Below are 15395 nucleotides of genomic sequence, written 5' to 3' on the forward strand. Positions count from 1 at the left end.
AGTATTTCCTTTTTAAAGGCCCCGATCAGCGCCTGTTTAATGAAAAAGCGGTGAGTGACCAAACTGATCTCCCGCACCGGCTCCGGCGTCTTAAAATAGCGTACCATGTTCATTTGGCGGGTGCTCAGGTCCTGCAGGGAAAGCTCCGGCAGGATCGTATATCCTTCATTCAGGTCCACCATTCTTTTCAGGGTTTCTACGCTGCCGGTATTGTATTCCAGGTTTTTGTACTCGCCCATGGTAAATTTATCACGGCAAATGTTCAATACCTGGTTGCGCATACAATGCCCTTCATTCAGCAGCCACACTTCTTTTACATCCAGGTCCTCCGGCTTAATGAATTTCTTGCTGAACAGCTCATTGCTTTTAGCGGTATACACCACAAAGGATTCATAGAACAGCGGCTGCTCTTCCAGGTTGGGATTATGCAGGGGAGTGGCCAGCAGGCCGCAATCCAGCAGTTCCAGCTTCAGCTGCTGCATGATCTGCTCTGTAGGATACTCCCATATTTCCAGCTTAACCTTGGGATATTTTTTCATGAAGCCCGTAAGAATGCGCGGCAGCAGGTAAGGTGCCAGCGTAGGGATAATACCTACTTTCAGGTTGCCCTGGATCTCTTTTTTATGGCCTGCAATAATTTCCTTGATGCGGGAGCTTTCTTTTAATATTACGCGGGATTGCGCTATTACAGAGATGCCTATTTCTGTTGGTACTACCGGCAGCTTGCTCCGGTCAAAGATCTTGATACCCAGTTCATCTTCCAGCTTCTGTATCTGCATGCTCAGGGTAGGTTGTGTAACGAAACACTTTTCTGCTGCTACCACAAAGCTTCTGTACGTATCTACCGCTACAATGTATTCCAGTTGTACAGTGGTCATTGTTCCCTATTTTATAGGTTAAAGGTATCGATAATATCTATAATTACGAATTAATCAATTACGAATTACGAATGGATTCTTCGCAAAAAAAAGTCCTGCACTAAATGCAGGACTCCTAATTAAAATGCAAAATTTAAATATGGTATACTCAATTCGTAGTTGATTAATTCGTAGTTAAAAGATGCGGTAGCGGTATTTAACTTTATCCGTATTGTTATACAGCTCCTTAATGTTAATAGAGGCTTGTATATCGCCCACGGCTTCATTCTTCAGGTTACGGAACTCCGCCTGCTTGCTGTCAATTATATTCTGTGCGGCCAAACCGTTGTCCTGCGCTATTTTCAGAGAGCTGTTCACTTTGCTGTAGTAAGAATCCAGCAGGGTAAAGTACTCGTTATACAGGTTCTCAAAACGTTTGGTTTGCAGGATCAGGTCTTCCAGCTGGTTATTCACTTCTTTCAGGTTCGGATTTTCGCGCAGCAGCAATTCATAATCTATGCGTTTGCCTTTAGAGTATTTGGTTTCCAGCTGACTAAAGAAATCCACTACCTTTTCTTTTTTGAAGTCCAGGAAAAAATCATTCATGGTTTCTCCAATGGGTTTGTTGCCCCGCTGCGGCAGCTGAAATTTCAGCGCGCTGGCAGTGAACATCAGGTGATCATACAGGTTATCCTGCAACAGGGTCAGCTGATCTTTGTTGAAGTTCAGGCCAAACTCAAATTTCTGGTTGGCATCATTTAATGCCGTATAGTACACTACGTATTTATTCAGCTCCTTTTCAAATTCCTGCAGCGTTTTCTGATTGATCTGTTTATTGTTCACACTTACACTGTGCAGGAAGTTCATTACGGAATTGGCAATAGCCAGGGGAGGCGTTAATGAGGTAAAGCTCTGGAAAATAGGGCTGTTGATAATGGATTTAGTGGATTCCACTATTTTACCATTTTTCTCGCCTTTGTCTGCATTGCCCTTCAGCACTATTTTTTCTACCAGTTCTACAATACGGTCGCTGAAGGAAAAGCCCAGCTCTTTACTTTCCGGGTTGTTCAGCGCAGTAATGAACACGTCCAGGTTATTGGTAGTGGTACGTGATTTTAAGTCAATTATCTTTTTGTTAAGTAAGTAGTAGGTTTCGCTGGCATTGATCAGGTTATTTTTAATCAGCTCGTATTTGGTCAGGTTATCTATTTCCTTACCCTGTAATAAACCCTGAATGGCGCTGGAGTTTTGCCGGTCGCTGTCTGCTACTTTCTGCAGGTCTTCAATAAGCTTCCTGATGGTGGTGTCTGCTGTCCGGATATTGGTCCGCATTTCCTGTGGCTGTGTCACCGTTACCGGCACCGTATCTGCTTTCGGTTTTTCCTGGGCCCGGGCCGTCACAAAGCCGCTTATCATCAGAGAAAACAGGGAAACACATCTTGAAGCATTTTTCATATAAAGCAAGTTCATGCAGTGTTCGCTTTTTATTAACAATATGTTAAGAAAATATGGTGCCAAAAATAAATTCCGGTGCAAAGATAGTACGATTTTATTTGATAGGTACGATTGCCAGGTTTCCTGTTATATTTGCAGGCCAAATGGCCACTTTTTATGCTGAATAGTAAAAAGATAATAGTGGTATTACCAGCCTACAATGCAGCATTAACGCTGGAAAAAACCTATCGGGAGATCCCTTTTGACATTGTAGATGAGGTGGTATTGGTAGATGACGCCAGCCGGGACGATACTGCGCAGGTAGGCCGGGAGCTGGGTATTCAGCATGTTATCCGCCATGACCGTAACAAGGGATATGGCGGTAACCAGAAGAGCTGTTATAACAAAGCCCTGGAGCTGGGCGCTGATATTGTAATTATGGTACACCCTGATTATCAATACACTCCTAAGCTCATACAGGCCATGTGCAGTATTATTGCAAACGGGGTATACCCGGTAGTGTTAGGTTCCCGTATTTTAGGAAAAGGCGCCCTGAAAGGGGGCATGCCCATTTATAAATATATTTTTAACCGGTTCCTGACCCTGACCCAGAATATTCTTATTAACGAGAAGCTGAGTGAATATCATACCGGCTACCGGGCCTTTTCCCGCGAAGTATTGGAGAACATCCGTTACATGGATAATAACGACGATTTTATTTTTGATAATGAAATGATATCGCAGATCTTCATGAAAGGGTATGAAATAGGAGAGGTTACCTGCCCCACCAAGTATTTTGAAGAAGCGTCCAGCATTAATTTCCGGCGTAGCAGTATCTATGGCCTGGGCGTGTTGCGGGTATCGCTGCAGCACCGCCTGCACCGCTGGGGATGGATCAGGGGGAAGATCTATTAAACAATTTTAGATTTTAGATGTACGATTTTAGATTTTGACCGGCCATACTTAACCGCCGCAATTCAATCTAACATCGTAGATGAAAACAATTTTAGATTTAGGGTTTTAGATCGAATGCGGCGGATATTATGCGCAGTTGGCAGGATCTGAGATCGTAGATAAAACAATTTTAGATTTACAGTTTACGGTTTTAGATTGAATTACACCATACGTGTAGGGCAAAAAATCTAAAATCGTAAATCTGAAATCGTAAATCAGATGATGGCTCACCAATTAGAATTTGCTAAAAAATACCTGCGCTACTATTTTACCGCGGGCAACCGGCACGATGTGCATTCGCCTTTTGTGTATGCTTTGATAGAAGAAGTACTGCGCGATAAAAGTAAGCCCAATATATTCAAGGAAGTGGAGGCCCTGCGCCGGCAGCTGCTGCAAACCAAAGAGGAGCTAACGGTTACGGACCTGGGAGCCGGCTCGCTCACCGGCGCCGGTACCGTACGTAAAGTAAGCGACATTGCCCGCCATGCAGCCAAACCGCCTAAATTCGGGCAGCTGTTCTACCGCCTGGTGCAATACCTGCAGCCGCAATACCTGCTGGAATTAGGCACCTCACTGGGCCTTTCCACCGCTTATATGGCCCTGGCCAAACCCGATGCGCAGGTGCTGACCATTGAAGGCTGCCCCAATATTGCAGCCCGCGCCCGTCAGAACTTTGAGCTGCTGGATATAAAGAATATTCAACAACGCACCGGTAATTTTGATGATGTGCTCCCCGCCCTGCTGCAGGAAAAGCCCCGGCTGGACTGGGTGTTTATTGACGGCAACCATCGTAAAGACCCTACCCTGGCTTATTTTGAACAATGCCTGACCCAGGCGCACGATCAATCACTGTTTATTTTTGACGATATTCACTGGACGCCGGGCATGGAAGAAGCCTGGGCCGCCATTCAGCAGCACCCGCGCGTAACGCTCACCATTGACCTGTTTTTCATTGGGCTGGTATTTTTCAGGCCGGAAGTGAAGGTGAAACAACACTTTATACTGAAGTACTGATTACGAATTGGAATGCCGCGGAGATTGTGGGTTATATTTCTCCGCCGGGGCATTCTTATGTTTTTAGCTCCAATATGCCATCCGCACTACATAATTCGTAATTCGTAATTGAATAATTCGTAATTTAAACAAAACTTCCCCATGCGTTACCTCTTATTATTTGCGCTAACGTTTACGAATATATTTTATATGCAGGCCCAGGATGTGGATATGAGCGCTTACAGCCGTGAAAGCTTTTACAAAGATGGCGATACCCTGCAATACCGTATGCTGGAGCCTTTGCATTACGATAGCTATAAAAAATACCCGGTTATTATTTTCCTGCATGGCTCCGGTGAGCGTGGCAGGGATAATGCCGCACAGCTGCTGCATGGCGGTGCGCTGTTCCTGAAAGATTCCCTCAGGAAGGCATTCCCGGCTATTGTAATATTCCCGCAATGCCCGCCGAATATGACCTGGGCGCCTTTCCGGCTAAAACGGGATACTTCGGGTAAGGTTACCGGGGCCGATTTTCCAACAGATGTGCCGCAGCCTAAACCGGGTGCGCTGGTAAAAGCCCTGCTGGATAGCCTGCTGGCATCCGGTAAGGTGGATCCCAGGCGGGTGTACATTGGCGGCCTTTCTTTAGGCGGTATGGGCACATTTGATATGATAGCCCGCTACCCCGATGTATTTGCCGCTGCTTTTCCCATTTGCGGAGCCGGTGATGCAAAAACCGCGGCTAATTATGCAAAAAAAATACCCGTATGGATCTTCCATGGCGGTGCTGACCCTGTGGTGCCGGTACAGTTTTCCCGCGATTTTTATGCTGAGCTGCAACGCCTGCATGGAGAGGTGAAGTATACAGAATACCCTGGCGTAGGCCACAACAGCTGGGATAATGCTTTCGCAGAACCCGGATTAGTGCCCTGGTTATTCAAACATCATAAATAAATGCTTTTTTGTAAATTACGCAGCGTTAGTTGTGCATAATGGAGCTAGATCAAAAATGTTGTGCATGATTGATCATTCGTAATTCATAATTATGAATCAAGAACAAACTCTCGATGTTCCTCCCACGTTCTATGATAAGATCCGCCGCCAGTTCTGGTATGGCAAGTGGATGTGGGTGGCTGCAGTGATCCTCTTTGTGCTTTCCTTTATTTTATGGCAATGGTTTGGCATGAACATGGTGCAGGTGCGCACCGGTGATGCCGGCAACCGTAAAGTGCTGCTGCCGGATGCTTCTGAAGTATTGCTGGATGCCAGCTCTACCTTACGCTACCGCCAGCATTTTAATGAGCGGGAGCAGCGGGAAGTATGGCTGAAAGGAGAAGCTGCTTTTTCCGTAGTACGGGAAAAGGAAGCCGATCAGCATTTACGGCCTTTTGTAGTACACACTGCTCCGCTGGACATTATAGCCACCGGCACTGAGTTTGGCGTAAAAGCCCATCAGCAGCAGATACGGGTTACATTGAATAACGGGCGCCTTCATATTCATTTCAAAGATAAAAAGCTGACCGACCGTTTGCTGCAGCCCGGCGAAACGCTGGAATACAACGGAGATAGTGTGCAGGTGCGCCCAGCATCCCGGCAGCCCATCATCCATAAGTAAATAACATCTTCCATAAAACAAAATCCCGGCACATTGGCCGGGACTTTTTCACGCTGCACTGGATTGATTTGTTAACTATTTGTAATGGCTTTAATAGCCTTTTTTGTTGCATCTATAGTGAAATCAAGGTCCTCCTGGGTAAGCGCATTGCTTAAGAACCAGCTTTCAAAAGCAGAGGGCGGCAGGTACACACCCCTTTCCAGCATGGCGTGGAAGAAACGTTTAAACAGCTCATTACTGGCGCCGGAAGCAGCGCTGAAATCAATAATAGGGTACTCTGCGAAATGCACGCTGAGCATGGAACCTACGTGATTGATCTGGTGTACAATGCCCGCTGCGCCCAGGGCTTCGTGCAGGCCTTTTACCAGGTAATCTTTTTTCTCCTCCAGGCGGCTGTATATCTGGGGATGCTCATCCAGGATCTGCAGCACGGTGTAACCGGCTATCATGGCAATAGGGTTACCGCTCAGCGTTCCGGCCTGGTACACTTTACCGGCAGGTGCAATATGCTGCATAATTTCCCTGCGGCCGGCAAAAGCGCCTACAGGCATGCCGCCGCCAATGATCTTCCCAAAGGTCACCAGGTCGGCCTTTATATTGAACAGCTCCTGTGCGCCGCCACGGGCCAGGCGAAAACCGGTCATTACCTCGTCAAAGATCAGCAGTATGCCATTGGCATCGCACAGCTGGCGCAAACCTTCCAGGAAGCCCGGCTGTGGCAGTATACAGCCCATGTTACCGGCTACCGGCTCTACAATAATGGCGGCTATCTGCTCCGGGTTATCCGCTATCAGCTGTTCTACAGCAGGCAGGTTGTTGTAGGGCGCTGTTAAAGTATCTTCCGACACGGCCTGCGTAACGCCGGGCACAGCCTGTATGTTCAGTGTAGCCACGCCGCTGCCTGCGCTTACCAGGAACGCATCTGCATGGCCATGATAATTACCTTCAAACTTAATGAACTTGTTACGCCCGGTATAGCCACGCGCCAGCCGCAGGGCCGACATACAGGCTTCTGTACCGGAGTTCACCATACGCACCTGGTCAATATTAGGCACCATTTTCACGATCTGCTCTGCCACTTTAATTTCCAGCTCTGTAGGTGCGCCAAAAGAGGTGGAGTAGGTGGCATATTCCTGTATGGCCTTTACCACGGGCTCATAGGCATGGCCTAAGATCATGGGGCCCCAGGAGTTAATATAATCCAGGTAGCGTGCACCATCCACATCATACATATAAGCGCCTTTGGCGTGTTTCATAAAGATGGGCGTACCGCCTACACTTTTGAATGCACGTACCGGTGAATTTACCCCGCCGGGGATCAGCTCCTGCGCCTTTTCAAATAACAGTTTACTTTGAAAATACATGGTGTTTGTTGTGTGAAGGGTGAAACATAGTTATGTTATGCCTGCAATAATCTTACCGCATCCTTGGCAAAATAGGTAGCAATAAGGTCAGCGCCGGCGCGTTTAATGCTGGTCAGTATTTCCAGGATGGCTTTTTCTTCATTCAGCCAGCCCATTTTAGCAGCGGCCTTTACCATGGAGTATTCGCCGCTTACATGATAAGCGCTAACGGGTACGTTTACACGGTCTTTAATAGTACGTATAATATCCAGGTAGGAGAGGGCGGGTTTTACCATCACAATATCAGCGCCTTCTTCCACATCCATCAGGGTTTCTTTGATGGCTTCTTTGGTATTGGCATAATCCATCTGGTAGGTTTTCTTATCGCCAAAGCCGGGTGCGGAATCCAGCGCATCGCGGAAGGGGCCGTAAAAGCAGGAGGCATATTTGGCGCTGTAGGCCATAATACCCACCTTGTCGAAATTATTTTCCTCCAATATATTGCGGATGGCCAGTATGCGGCCGTCCATCATATCGCTGGGCGCTACAATATCGGCACCGGCCTGTGCATGGCTCAGGCTCATGCGGGCCAGCACCTCTACGGTGACATCGTTCACAATTTCCTGGCCTTTTACAATACCGTCATGCCCGTAGGAGGAGTAAGGGTCCAGCGCTACGTCCGTCATCACCACCATTTCCGGAACAGCATGCTTAATGCTGCGGATGGCGCGCTGCATCAGCCCTTCGGGGTTCACCGCTTCCGTGCCTAAATTATCTTTCAGCTCATCAGCACATTTAATGAACAGCAATACACTTTTAATACCCATGCTCCACAACAGCTTGGCTTCTTTCACGGTATTTTCCAGCGAGTAGCGGAAATAACCGGGCATAGAGCTGATCTCTTCCTGCACATTTTCTCCTTCTGTTATAAATAACGGGGCAATAAAATCGCTGGGCGTTAATATTGTTTCCGCTACCATGGCACGTATGGCCGGGGAAGTTCTGAGTATTCTGTTTCTGCGTATCATAATCAGTAAGTTTAATCTTCTTATTATTTAATCATCTGCCCATCCGCACATCTGCACATTAGTTCGCCCATTCCCGGGGCTTTAAATATTCCAGCAGCTCTGCCTCCTTACTGCCCGGTTCGGGATGATAGTCGTACTCCCAGCGGGCCCGGGGCGGAAGGCTCATTAAAATAGATTCTATACGCCCGTTGGTTTTTAAGCCAAACAACGTACCGCGGTCGTGGATAAGGTTAAACTCCACGTAACGGCCACGCCTATATTCCTGCCAGTCTTTATGCACAGTAGTAAAAGGCAGGTCTTTGGTTTTTTTCACAATAGGCAGGTAAGCCGGTAAGATAGCGTTGCCATTAGCCTGTGCAAACTGGAACAGCTGTTCAGCGCTCCTGTTAGCGTCCGGCCGCAGGTAATCGTAAAAGATACCGCCTATGCCGCGGGCTTCATTATTGCGGTGCTTATTGATGAAATATTCATCGCAATGTTTTTTATACTGCGGGTATAGCTCTTTCCCAAAGGGATCGCAGGCATTTTTAAAGGTTTGATGAAAATGTTTGCCATCTTCCTCAAACAGGTAATAAGGTGTAAGGTCTGCGCCGCCGCCAAACCAGCTATCCTTCAGATTCCCTTCCTTATCATACAGCTCAAAATAACGGAAGTTAGCGTGTACGGTAGGCACAAATGGGTTCAGCGGATGTATCACCAGTGAAATACCACAAGCCATAAACTGGCTGTCCTGCACGCCAAACTGCTGGGCCATTACTTCCGGCAAAGCGCCGTGTACTACAGAGGTATTTACACCGCCTTTTTCAAACACGGCGCCATCTGCAATTACCCGCGATCTGCCGCCACCGCCGCCGGGCCGCTCCCAGCGGTCTTCCCGGAAGCTTGCCTTACCGTCAATGTCTTCCAGCGCGGTACATATTTCATCCTGTAAGCTACCTATGAACGATATGAAGGATTCTTTTATAGACATGGGTTCCATTTTAATTAATAATGAAGAATTAATAATTAATAGACGTAACGCCGGTGCTGCGCGTAAAAACAGCCTTACGATTATTAATTGTTCATTATTAATTATTAATTACTGTTTGTACAAACGCCTTCGCATGATCAACCGGAATATTCGGTAAAATGCCGTGGCCCAAGTTAGCAATATGCCGCTGCGGGCCAAAGGCTTTTAACATAGCTTTTACGGCCTTTTCAATTTCCGGGATGGGCAGCAGCAGCCTGGCAGGATCAAAGTTACCCTGCAGGGTTACATTGTTGCCTGCAAAAGCGCGGGCCCGCTGTGGCTGTATGCTCCAGTCAATACCCAAGCCATGTGCGCCGGTGGCAGCCATTTCTTCCAGCGCAAACCAGGCGCCTTTGGCAAACATGATCACAGGGCACACATCTTTCAGCGCAGCCACTATCTGCCGCATATATTGTAAAGAGAATGTTTCAAAATCTTCCGGGCTCAGTAAACCGCCCCAGGAATCAAACAGCTGCACCAGGTCTGCGCCGGCAGCTACCTGTTCTTTCAGGTAAGCAATAGTGGTATCTGTGAGCATTTGCAGCAGCTGGTGCGCTACTTCAGGCTGCTGGTAGCAGAAACCTTTAGCCTCATCAAATGTTTTGGAGCCTTTGCCCTGTACCATGTAACACAGCAGTGTCCAGGGGGCGCCTGCAAAACCTATCAGCGGCACGCGGCCGGCCAGGGTTTGTTTGGTAAGGCGCAGCGCATCAAATACATAATGCAGCTTATCCTTTACATCGGGTACGCATACCCGTTTCAGATCGGCAGCACCTTTAATGGGGGCCGGTAACAAAGGGCCTAGCTTTTCTATTAACTGCACTTCCAGTCCCATAGCCTGCGGCACTACCAGTATATCTGAAAATATAATGGCGGCATCTACGCCCACCTGATCTACGGGCATTACCGTGATCTCTGTGGCCAGCTCGGGATTTTCGCAGCGTTCAAAAAATGAATATTTGTCGCGCAGTTTAATATAGTCCGGCAGGTAGCGGCCGGCCTGGCGCATCATCCATACAGGCGTGCGTTCTGTTTTTTCTCCGCGTAAAGCTCTCAGCAAAAGGTCATTCTTCAAAGCGCTCATTCGTTGCAGTTAAGGTTTGTTAAAATATGCTGTAGCGGTGGCCAGCAGTGCAGCAGCACTGGGGCTTCCGCTGATAATGATCTTATTGTTGGCCGCAGTCCGTAATGCTGCAGCGGTGGTTTCGCCTATCGCAAAACAAATGGTGGCTGCGGGCAGTGTGTTAGCTGAAAAAAAGCTCTGTACTGCGCTGGGACTAAAAAAGAAAATACCGTCATATGCAGTATCCATCTTTGCAGGCGTGGCGGCATTTTCATACACCACTAATTCATGCACGGTAATGTTGTGTTGCTGCAGTATGTTAGGCAGCTCATCCCGCCGTTGTTTGCCGCAAATAAAGTATACCTCTTTTACATCTCCCAATGCTGTAATGGCATTGGCCAGCGCAGTAGCATTGGCTGCAGTGGCTTTAATGGTGCATTGCGGCAGCGCTTCCTTCACTGCATCCAGGGTGCCTGCTTCCAGGCAGCAAATATCCCACAGGCCCGGTACATTTGATTGCTGCAGATAATGTTTTTCCAGGATCTCTACCGCATGTGCGCTGGTAAATACCAGGGTAATGCGCTGCTGCAGTAATGGAAATATAATATCTGCCACCTCTTTTGATACAATGGGATGTATTTCCGTAAACGCTTCCACTGTTATATCCACACCCTGGCTGGCTGCCGTTTCCAGCAGGCTTTCCGGCAAAGGCCTGGTGCATAATATGCGGGGGCGTTTATTTTGCATCTCTGATAGCGGCTACTATTTTGTCGCCGCCTTTTGCCAGGATCTCTTCAGCGGCAGTTTTTCCCAGGTCAGCGGCCTGTTGCACCGGTACCTGCCGGTGGGCTTCCAGGAAGGTAAGCCCATCCAGGCTGCTGAGTTCAGCGGCAAAATGTAAGGTATCACCTTCTATATGTGCATATGCGCTGATGGGCGTAGTGCAGCCGCCCATTAAAGTGCGCAGGAAATCTCTTTCTATTTGTGTGCAAAGCGCGGTTACGGTATGGTGTAAGGGGGCGCAGGCTTCCCGGCAAAAAGTATCATCTTCCCGGCACACTACTACCACAGCGCCTTGTGCTGGTGCAGGCAGCATCCAGTCCAGCTCAATGGATTGCGCCGGGCGTAAATGAATACGCTCTAAACCGGCGGCTGCAAAAATAGCGGCGTCCCAGTTCTCTTCTGCCAGCTTCTTCAGGCGCGTATTCACATTGCCGCGCAGGTTATGGATCTGGTGCTGCGGAAACCGGCGCTGCCACTGGGCTTTACGCCGCAGGCTGCTGGTAGCTACATTGGCTGTATAACCAGGCTGTTCCAAAAAAGCGGTATCCTGCTTATATACCAGCAGGTCCTTTACAGGGCCTCTTTCCAGTACGGCGGCTTGTATAATATTTTTCGGCAGCTGGGTAGGAACGTCTTTCAGGGAGTGTACTGCAATATCTATACGGTTGTTCAACAGGGCTATGTCCAGCGTTTTGGTAAAAATGCCCTGTACGCCTATTTCATACAGGGGTGTAACCAGGTCTATATCGCCTTCGCTTTTTATGGGCACCAGGGTGGTGGCAAATCCCTGCGCTGCTAACAGATCCTTTACCAAATTAGCCTGCCACAGGGCAAGCTGGCTTTCCCGTGTACCTATCCGTATTTCTTTTTGCATGAATTGTATTAATCCTGTTTTATGCCGGTCTCGAAAATGTCGTTGATCATGGAGATATACAGGTCGCCTTTTTCGGTTTCCTTGCGTACTTTACCTGCCATCAGGTTGATCATTTTTTGTATAATGCGTGAAGATACTTCTTCTACATCTTCCAGGTCGTATTGGGCGCCGTTCTTCTGCTGCTGTATTTCGCGTGTATGGATCTCCTGCAGCTTATCTTTTACTGCTTTTAATACCACGGCATGCTTGCGCATTTTATACCAGTACAGGAATTCGGCCATATGCTCTTCTATGATCTCCTGTGCGCGGGGCACTTCTTTCTGGCGCATCTGCAGGGTTTCATCCTGTACCCTGGATAATTCATCCACATTCACCAGCTCTACATGAGAAAGCCCGCCCACGGCAGGCTCCACGTTAAAGGGAATAGAGAGGTCGATCACCAGCTTAGGTGTAGCAGCAGCCTGTAAGTGAGATGCCAGCACCGTAGGGTGTGGCGCATTGGAGGCTACCAGTATTACATCGGCCTGCTGAAGGGCCGGCACCATTTCTTCATATGGTGCAAACTTTAAACCGTGCACACAGGCAAATTCTTCGGCTACAGTGGCAGTGCGGTTAATGAGGGTAATATCCTGTGCGCCCAGGTAGCTGATCATATTCTTGCAGGTGTTACGGCCTATTTTGCCTACACCTACCAGCACGATCTTTTTATTTTGTATATCCGGCACCTTTTTTTCCAGTAAGCGTATGGTGGCAAATGCCACGGATACGGTGCCGGCGCTCAGTCCTGTTTCGTTCTTAATTAATTTGGATACCTGTAAAACACTATTCACCAGCCTTTCGGAGAACCCGCCCAAACAGCCATGGTTCTTGGCAAAGCGGGAGGCCGTGCGGATCTGGCCTACTATTTCATAGTCGCCCAGTATTTGTGAATCCAGGCCGGTGCTTACCTGGTACAGGTGTTTCACGGCATCTTCACCGGAGCGTATATAAGCCAGTTGTGCAAACAGGTTACAATCGCCATTGGTTACCTTGCATACAAGGTCCATCAGCTGTTGTGCATCGGGTGCAAACCCATATATTTCTGTTCTGTTACAAGTAGAGAGTACAAAAAGATCATCCAGTTGCGCAGCTTTCGCATGCTCCAGGAGGCTCAGGTATTGCGCCTGGTTAATGGCGAATAAGCCCCTGATAGCAGCATCTGTTTTTTTGTAGTTGATCCCAATACTATGAAAATTGGTAATATCTTTTGAATACGCAACCTGCATTTTAATATATAAGCTTCCGGCTGCAAAAATACTGGCAAGTGCAGTAACATAAGGCATGTAGCTGGTCATTAGTGTGTCATTTCTACTCATGGTAGTAAGGCTTCTTAAAAAATGATTTTTATCAGCTTTGCTGCGCCTGTATTCTAACAATTGTATGACATTTCATTGTTTATTCGCATGATAGAACCGTTACTTTTGCAACAATTTCTGATAAATGGAAGCAAGATCTGATGTAGGCGTAGTGCTTATGAACCTGGGATCGCCTGATTCTACTTCGGTTCCCGATGTACAGCGTTACCTGAACGAATTCCTGATGGATAAACGGGTAATAGATTATCCTTATCTATTCCGCTGGCTGCTGGTTACACGTATCATTGTGCCGCGGCGTGCGCCTAAGTCGGCAGAGGCTTACCGTTCCATCTGGTGGGAGGAAGGCTCTCCATTGATCGTATTAACCAAACAGCTGCAAAAGGCTGTGCAGCATGATCTGCAGATGCCGGTGGAAATAGCCATGCGTTATGGCACGCCCTCGCCTGCAGCTGCATATGATAAATTACTGAAAGAAAATCCGCAGCTGAAAGAGGTGATCCTGCTGCCTTTGTACCCGCATTATGCCATGTCATCTTACGAAACGGCTGCGGAATACGCCAAAGAGGTGTATAAAAAGAAAAACTACCCGTTCAAGCTTACCGTTATACCGCCTTACTTCGATGAACCCGATTATATTAATGCAGTAGCGGAAAGCATGCGGCCCTACCTGCAGCAGGATTATGATCATGTGCTGTTCAGCTACCACGGTGTACCGGTACGGCATATACGAAAAGGTGATATAACCGGCAAACATTGCCTGCAGGTAAATGACTGCTGCCATGTGCAATCACCGGCCCATGAGTTTTGCTATCGCCACCAGGTGAAAAATACTTCAGAGCTGGTAGCGGCCAAACTGGGATTGCCGGCCGATAAATGGAGCGTATCCTTCCAGTCGCGGCTGGGCCGGGAAGAATGGCTGCAGCCTTATACTGCGGCGCGTTTGGAAGAGCTGCCCAAAGAAGGTAAAAAGAAGCTGCTGGTAGTATGCCCTGCTTTTGTATCTGACTGCCTGGAAACGCTGGAAGAGATTGCCGTGGAAGGCAAGCATTCCTTTATCAGCAATGGGGGAGATAGCTTTACGATGATCCCCTGTTTGAATGTGCACCCGCTATGGGTACAGGCGGTAGTGAAGTGGTGCGCAAAGCTGGCGGGTTAAGAGTAGTTGGCAGTTGGCAGCCGGCAGTTGGCAGTAGGGTAGTAGATCGCATTGAAATCTTTACGTGCCTGGAATTATAGCAGGTGCTGTTAGCTTATAACCGGTAATTGGTAAAGTGCTTCTGACTGCCAACTGCCTACTGGCAACTGCCAACTAACTAATAGGCTACTGCCAACTTAAAAAACTTCCTCATGAACAACACCACCCTTATCGCCGGCGCCGGTTTAACCGGTTTAACCATTGCCTACGAGCTGCAGAAACGTAACCTTCCTTATCTGTTACTGGAAGCCGGTAATACACCCGGTGGAGTGATCCGTACCCTTAAAAAAGATGGTTTTACACTGGATGCCGGCCCCAATTCTATTGGTGCTACACCGGCTACCATGGCCTTTATCAAAGAGATCGGGCTGGAGGCAGAGGTGATGGAAGCAGCAGCGGTTAGCAAGAACCGTTTCCTGGTGCGGGATGGCGCTTTACACCCGGTATCTCCGAATCCTGTAAAAATATTATCGTCTAAATACATCAGCGGCGGGGCCAAATGGCGCCTGTTCACGGAACGTTTCCGGAAGCCGCAACCGGCCACCGGCGAGGAAACCGTGGCCAGCTTTGTACAGCGCCGTTTTAATAAGGAGATCAGCGATTATTTGTTTGATCCCATCCTGTCCGGTATTTATGCCGGAGACCCTGCACGTTTATCTGTGCAGGAAGTATTGCCCTTTTTACCCAAATGGGAGCAGGAGTATGGCAGTGTAACCAAGGGGCTTTTTAAGAACAAAGGGCTGATGGGCGGCCGTAAAATTATTGCCTTTAAAGGTGGGAACGAAACACTAACCGATCGTTTACAGCAATTATTGAATACCCCGGTGCGTTATAACAGCCGCGTAACCGGCGTTACAGCTGCAGCAGATGGTTATACTGTACAATATAACAG

At 48.0% G+C, this 15395-nt stretch carries 15 protein-coding genes; 6 read left to right on the plus strand and 9 right to left on the minus strand.

Going from position 1 to position 15395, the window contains the following annotated elements:
- Positions 1–878 (minus strand): hydrogen peroxide-inducible genes activator (locus tag VIM87_RS28005; RefSeq protein ID WP_332000177.1); only part of this gene is annotated, 878 nt, incomplete at its 3' end.
- 174 nt (positions 879–1052) lie between these two features.
- The gene (locus VIM87_RS28010) at positions 1053–2312 is read right to left on the minus strand and encodes a hypothetical protein (protein ID WP_332000178.1); all 1260 of its coding nucleotides are present in this window, start codon (positions 2310–2312) and stop codon (positions 1053–1055) included.
- Positions 2313–2468: 156 nt separating this feature from the next.
- On the opposite strand from VIM87_RS28010, the gene VIM87_RS28015 reads away from it, so the two are divergent.
- The 4 genes from VIM87_RS28015 to VIM87_RS28030 all read left to right on the plus strand — a co-directional run bounded on the left by VIM87_RS28015 (position 2469) and on the right by VIM87_RS28030 (position 5853).
- Complete coding sequence (locus VIM87_RS28015; protein WP_332000179.1) at positions 2469–3206, plus strand: glycosyltransferase family 2 protein; 738 nt, start codon at positions 2469–2471, stop codon at positions 3204–3206.
- Between the two features lie 258 nt (positions 3207–3464).
- Complete coding sequence (locus VIM87_RS28020; RefSeq protein ID WP_332000180.1) at positions 3465–4259, plus strand: O-methyltransferase; 795 nt, start codon at positions 3465–3467, stop codon at positions 4257–4259.
- 141 nt (positions 4260–4400) lie between these two features.
- The gene (locus tag VIM87_RS28025; RefSeq protein WP_332000181.1) at positions 4401–5192 is read left to right on the plus strand and encodes a dienelactone hydrolase family protein; all 792 of its coding nucleotides are present in this window, start codon (positions 4401–4403) and stop codon (positions 5190–5192) included.
- A gap of 91 nt (positions 5193–5283) precedes the next feature.
- A complete protein-coding gene (locus tag VIM87_RS28030; RefSeq protein ID WP_332000182.1) occupies positions 5284–5853 on the plus strand; it encodes a FecR family protein in 570 nt (189 codons plus the stop codon).
- A gap of 71 nt (positions 5854–5924) precedes the next feature.
- Here the strand turns inward: VIM87_RS28030 and hemL are convergent, their stop codons facing one another.
- The 7 genes from hemL to hemA all read right to left on the minus strand — a co-directional run bounded on the left by hemL (position 5925) and on the right by hemA (position 13308).
- The gene (gene hemL / locus VIM87_RS28035; protein ID WP_332000183.1) at positions 5925–7217 is read right to left on the minus strand and encodes a glutamate-1-semialdehyde 2,1-aminomutase; all 1293 of its coding nucleotides are present in this window, start codon (positions 7215–7217) and stop codon (positions 5925–5927) included.
- A gap of 35 nt (positions 7218–7252) precedes the next feature.
- The gene (gene hemB, locus VIM87_RS28040) at positions 7253–8224 is read right to left on the minus strand and encodes a porphobilinogen synthase (protein WP_332000184.1); all 972 of its coding nucleotides are present in this window, start codon (positions 8222–8224) and stop codon (positions 7253–7255) included.
- A gap of 58 nt (positions 8225–8282) precedes the next feature.
- A complete protein-coding gene (gene hemF / locus VIM87_RS28045; protein ID WP_332000185.1) occupies positions 8283–9194 on the minus strand; it encodes an oxygen-dependent coproporphyrinogen oxidase in 912 nt (303 codons plus the stop codon).
- 97 nt (positions 9195–9291) lie between these two features.
- On the minus strand, positions 9292–10317 hold the full coding sequence (gene hemE / locus VIM87_RS28050; protein WP_332000186.1) for a uroporphyrinogen decarboxylase: 1026 nt from the start codon (positions 10315–10317) through the stop codon (positions 9292–9294).
- Positions 10318–10326: 9 nt separating this feature from the next.
- Entirely contained in the window at positions 10327–11043 is a 717-nt protein-coding gene (locus VIM87_RS28055; RefSeq protein WP_332000187.1) for a uroporphyrinogen-III synthase, read from the minus strand.
- A complete protein-coding gene (gene hemC, locus VIM87_RS28060) occupies positions 11033–11953 on the minus strand; it encodes a hydroxymethylbilane synthase (RefSeq protein WP_332000188.1) in 921 nt (306 codons plus the stop codon). The genes VIM87_RS28055 and hemC overlap by 11 nt, the downstream gene beginning before the upstream one ends.
- Positions 11954–11961: 8 nt before the next feature.
- Positions 11962–13308: a glutamyl-tRNA reductase gene (gene hemA, locus VIM87_RS28065; protein WP_332000189.1), complete on the minus strand. Its 1347-nt coding sequence runs from the start codon at positions 13306–13308 to the stop codon at positions 11962–11964.
- 124 nt (positions 13309–13432) lie between these two features.
- On the opposite strand from hemA, the gene hemH reads away from it, so the two are divergent.
- Together hemH and hemG are read left to right on the plus strand one after the other, a co-directional pair.
- Entirely contained in the window at positions 13433–14464 is a 1032-nt protein-coding gene (gene hemH, locus VIM87_RS28070) for a ferrochelatase (protein ID WP_332000190.1), read from the plus strand.
- 191 nt (positions 14465–14655) lie between these two features.
- On the plus strand, positions 14656–15395 hold a 740-nt coding region (gene hemG / locus VIM87_RS28075; RefSeq protein ID WP_332000191.1), incomplete at its 3' end, for a protoporphyrinogen oxidase.

Origin of the sequence: Chitinophaga sp., assembly GCF_036569125.1 — a bacterium.
Taxonomy (GTDB): domain Bacteria; phylum Bacteroidota; class Bacteroidia; order Chitinophagales; family Chitinophagaceae; genus Chitinophaga.

What these genes read in the sequence shown, in the direction of transcription:
- VIM87_RS28010 (WP_332000178.1), bottom strand. Translation starts at nt 2,312, where the DNA reads ATGAAAAATGCTTCAAGATGTGTTTCCCTGTTTTCTCTGATGATAAGC.
- VIM87_RS28015 (WP_332000179.1), top strand. Translation starts at nt 2,469, where the DNA reads ATGCTGAATAGTAAAAAGATAATAGTGGTATTACCAGCCTACAATGCA.
- VIM87_RS28020 (WP_332000180.1), top strand. Translation starts at nt 3,465, where the DNA reads ATGATGGCTCACCAATTAGAATTTGCTAAAAAATACCTGCGCTACTAT.
- VIM87_RS28025 (WP_332000181.1), top strand. Translation starts at nt 4,401, where the DNA reads ATGCGTTACCTCTTATTATTTGCGCTAACGTTTACGAATATATTTTAT.
- VIM87_RS28030 (WP_332000182.1), top strand. Translation starts at nt 5,284, where the DNA reads ATGAATCAAGAACAAACTCTCGATGTTCCTCCCACGTTCTATGATAAG.
- hemL (WP_332000183.1), bottom strand. Translation starts at nt 7,217, where the DNA reads ATGTATTTTCAAAGTAAACTGTTATTTGAAAAGGCGCAGGAGCTGATC.
- hemB (WP_332000184.1), bottom strand. Translation starts at nt 8,224, where the DNA reads ATGATACGCAGAAACAGAATACTCAGAACTTCCCCGGCCATACGTGCC.
- hemF (WP_332000185.1), bottom strand. Translation starts at nt 9,194, where the DNA reads ATGTCTATAAAAGAATCCTTCATATCGTTCATAGGTAGCTTACAGGAT.
- hemE (WP_332000186.1), bottom strand. Translation starts at nt 10,317, where the DNA reads ATGAGCGCTTTGAAGAATGACCTTTTGCTGAGAGCTTTACGCGGAGAA.
- VIM87_RS28055 (WP_332000187.1), bottom strand. Translation starts at nt 11,043, where the DNA reads ATGCAAAATAAACGCCCCCGCATATTATGCACCAGGCCTTTGCCGGAA.
- hemC (WP_332000188.1), bottom strand. Translation starts at nt 11,953, where the DNA reads ATGCAAAAAGAAATACGGATAGGTACACGGGAAAGCCAGCTTGCCCTG.
- hemA (WP_332000189.1), bottom strand. Translation starts at nt 13,308, where the DNA reads ATGAGTAGAAATGACACACTAATGACCAGCTACATGCCTTATGTTACT.
- hemH (WP_332000190.1), top strand. Translation starts at nt 13,433, where the DNA reads ATGGAAGCAAGATCTGATGTAGGCGTAGTGCTTATGAACCTGGGATCG.